The organism is Roseateles sp. P5_E11 (assembly GCF_054049355.1).
The window spans coordinates 1-3,065 of the sequence record NZ_JBFUMO010000647.1 but is presented as its reverse complement, the minus strand read 5'-3'; the positions used below and the strand labels follow the sequence as shown (position 1 = coordinate 3,065).

The 3,065-nt window shown below is 61.7% G+C and carries 6 protein-coding genes; all 6 read left to right on the top strand.

Annotated features, from left to right (window positions below):
• On the top strand, positions 1-396 hold a 396-nt coding region (locus ACXJKR_RS28525), incomplete at its 5' end, for a hypothetical protein (RefSeq protein WP_457325704.1).
• Between the two features lie 185 nt (positions 397-581).
• On the top strand, positions 582-1,058 hold the full coding sequence (gspG, locus tag ACXJKR_RS28520; protein WP_457325703.1) for a type II secretion system major pseudopilin GspG: 477 nt from the start codon (positions 582-584) through the stop codon (positions 1,056-1,058).
• An 8-nt stretch (positions 1,059-1,066) separates the two neighbouring features.
• On the top strand, positions 1,067-1,462 hold the full coding sequence (locus ACXJKR_RS28515; RefSeq protein ID WP_457325702.1) for a prepilin-type N-terminal cleavage/methylation domain-containing protein: 396 nt from the start codon (positions 1,067-1,069) through the stop codon (positions 1,460-1,462).
• On the top strand, positions 1,459-1,899 hold the full coding sequence (locus tag ACXJKR_RS28510) for a PulJ/GspJ family protein (RefSeq protein WP_457325701.1): 441 nt from the start codon (positions 1,459-1,461) through the stop codon (positions 1,897-1,899). Before ACXJKR_RS28515 ends, ACXJKR_RS28510 begins: the two co-directional genes overlap by 4 nt.
• A gap of 17 nt (positions 1,900-1,916) precedes the next feature.
• Positions 1,917-2,504 carry a type II secretion system protein gene (locus ACXJKR_RS28505; protein ID WP_457325700.1) on the top strand — a complete coding sequence of 196 codons (588 nt, stop codon included), beginning with the start codon at positions 1,917-1,919 and terminating at the stop codon, positions 2,502-2,504.
• Between the two features lie 2 nt (positions 2,505-2,506).
• Positions 2,507-3,065: hypothetical protein (locus ACXJKR_RS28500; protein WP_457325705.1), on the top strand; the 559-nt coding region annotated here is incomplete at its 3' end.

Genomic DNA, 3,065 nt, shown 5'->3' with positions numbered 1-3,065 from the left:
GCCCTGGGTTCTATCGACCGCGATGGCACCGAGCTGACCGCACCGTTMACGACGATCAACCCTGACTACATCTCCCGCATTGTGCTGACCAGCTCACACACGGGTGATCCGGCCTCTGTTGTCGTCACGCCGATTTTGGCTAACGGCGGTTCTTGCGGTGCCGGCAACTCCAACTTCTCGCTGATCGCTGGTAAGCAGTTGTTCATCAATGCGATCGAGGTCTGCCCGTCTATCTCGGGATTGGTGGCTGGTACGGATACCCGTCTGGGCTTCAAGATCACTGTCGCAGCCCCGAAGGCCAAGATCGAAGGCGTCATGAACATCCTGAAGAAGGGTACCGCCACGACGTCGTCGAGCGACCTGAACAGCTACACGCTGTCGCGTCCGGCGAACTAAGCACAGAGTTCGCGCAAGCGAAATCTAAAAGCGCCCTTCGGGGCGCTTTTTTCGTTCTGTATTGAGCTGTTTACCGCCAGCGACTCGTTGCCCGCGGTCATCTGCCCGGCGACTGAGCGACGGCGTCGAGTAAGTCGTGTCGGGTGCGCCCCTTACAATCCAATGCTTCTGAACCTGAGATGACGATGTCCATACTGCAGCCTTCGCGCACACTTCGCCGGATGGCCGGTCGGAGCGAAATCGGTTTCACTTTGCTTGAAATGTTGGTGGTGCTTGTGATCATCGGGTTGATCGCAGGCTTGGTTGGGCCACGGCTGTTTAGCAAGGTGGATCAATCCAAGGTCATCACAGCCACCACGCAGATCAAGATGCTGCGCGGCGCTGTGGAGAACGTGCGGCTTGATATTGGTCGTTACCCGACCGCCGAAGAGGGCTTGAGCTTGTTGGCGAAGCAGCCCGCCGATACGGCCCTGGCGACCAGGTGGCGCGGCCCGTATCTTGACGCCGATGTGCCGTTGGATCCCTGGCAGCACGCCTACCTCTATTCGCTGCCTGGCGCGAACGGGCAGCCATTTGCGCTGTATTCCCTGGGTGCGGATGGTCAGGCCGGCGGCAGCGGGGATGCGGCCGATATAGGCGTTCTGCCAGCTTCGCGTAACTGAACACTGGTATGCGGTTTGGCCGGACGGCGAGCTCGGCGGGCTTCACGTTGCTGGAATTGCTGGTGGTGCTGACGTTGGTCGCGCTCACCACGGCGGTTGTTCTGCCGGCAACGATGCGCTGGCTGGATTCCGCCAATGAGCGCGGCTGGCGCGAAGATTTCGTCGCTTTACTCAGCGCATTGCCCACCCAGGCCTTCGCCTCGGGTCGCAGCCTGGAGCTCGATGCGGACCAACTCCGGGCACTGGCTCCAGAACTACCGGCTGATATCGAGTTGCGCATCGATAAGCCGCTGCGCTACGGCGTCAATGGCGCTGCCGTGGGAGGGCGTATCGAGTTGCGCCGGGGAGATCGCACGGTGCAGCAGTGGCGGATTGAGCCGATCAGTGGTCGCGTGATCGAATGAAGTCCGCTCGCCGCCTGCATGCCTCGGGCTTCGGGCTCCTTGAGGCCATCGTGGCGATGACCATATTCGCTGCAGTTGGAACGGCGCTCTATGCCTGGCTGGGTAGCAATCTGCGCGCGGTCAGTGGCCTAAACGACGCGAGGGCGAGGGCCGAATTGACTCTGCAAGCGCTGGAGTTGATCGACTCGGTCAATCCCGCCACCGAGCGCACGGGTCACAAGCGCTGGGATCAGCTGGAACTGACCTGGAGCAGCACGGAAATATCGCCCCTGCGTTATTCGCTGTCACGTGGTGATGCCTCGCGCTGGCGGGTCGGCTTGTACCGCATGCAGGTACAGGTCCGAGATGTGCTGAGCGGCATGCAAGCAGACTTTGAAGTGACGCACACAGGCCAACTGTCTCCCGAATCCTTGCCCGTCGATCGGGGCACGCCGTGAGCCTGACTCGGCAGCCTATGCGCGGCTTCACACTGCTGGAGACCCTGGTCACCCTGGTGATCGTTGCGATGGTGGCGGGGCTGATTTCCGAGGGGCTCTTTCAGCTCACCCGCATCGAGCGCAGCCTACAGGGGGCGAATGCCGGCGTTCGCTTGGCGGCCTTGCATCGAGAATGGCTAGTGCAGACCCTGCGCGGCATGGTGGGTGCGGGTTCGCCCGTCGAGGCGCAGTTCGCCGGCAGCGCGACGCAGATCAAGGGCATGAGCACGCTGGCACCAGTGAACTACTCATCGGGACCGACACCAGTCGTGTTGACGCTTGAATCGAAGGAGTCCGATACCGAGCTCTGGTTGACTCAGCGCGAGATCGGTTTGCCGGAGCAGCGTGTCCAGTTGGCTGCTTGGCCGTTCAAGGGCCTTCATTGGGTCTACGAAGACGATGGGGGCGTCAGCTACCAAGACTGGCCCCCCGAGAGCACGTTGATTGAACAGGCGCTGCCCCGGCTCATTCGACTCGAGCAGGGTCAAGGTGGCCGTGTGTTGCTGGTGGCATCCCCGCAGAACGGCTACTTGCGCTGGCTGCGGCGCGATTGGAACAGCCTGTGACGATGCAGCGTGCCGGGCGCCAACGGCAAGGTGGCTATGTTTTGATGTTGGTGATGGCATCGCTGGTGCTCATTGGCTTTGTCGCTGCACGGTTGTCGCAACGCGTGGACCTGTTGAGGCAGCAGGCGCAGAGCGTGCAAAGCTATGCGGAAGGCCGCACCCAGGCGTATTCGGCTCAGGCATTGGCGCTGTACTGGTTGACCACTCGACCTTTTGGGTATGCCGGCTCGGGCTTCGCGAACGAGCAACTGCTGACGCATGACGGGCGCCTCTATAGGACGCCCGGCGGAGGATGGGTGTCAGTCCAGGATGACCGCGGGCTGCTGTCGCTCAATGTGCCAAACCAGGATCTCCTGCTTCCCGTCCTTACCGGTTTGGGGGCGAGCTTTGAGCAGGCCTCGCGAATGATCGCGGTGTTGGAGGACTATGTTGATGAAGATAGCCTGCGGCGCATCAATGGAGCCGAGGCGGCAGAGTACGCCGAGCTCGGTTTGCCACCTCCGCGCAATAGTCGCTTGATGAGTGTGAATGAGCTGGCCCGCATGCCCGTCTGGCGAGATC

Excerpts from the sequence above, each read along its gene's own strand:
- gspG (WP_457325703.1), top strand. The coding sequence starts at position 582 with ATGTCCATACTGCAGCCTTCGCGCACACTTCGCCGGATGGCCGGTCGG.
- ACXJKR_RS28515 (WP_457325702.1), top strand. The coding sequence starts at position 1,067 with ATGCGGTTTGGCCGGACGGCGAGCTCGGCGGGCTTCACGTTGCTGGAA.
- ACXJKR_RS28510 (WP_457325701.1), top strand. The coding sequence starts at position 1,459 with ATGAAGTCCGCTCGCCGCCTGCATGCCTCGGGCTTCGGGCTCCTTGAG.
- ACXJKR_RS28505 (WP_457325700.1), top strand. The coding sequence starts at position 1,917 with ATGCGCGGCTTCACACTGCTGGAGACCCTGGTCACCCTGGTGATCGTT.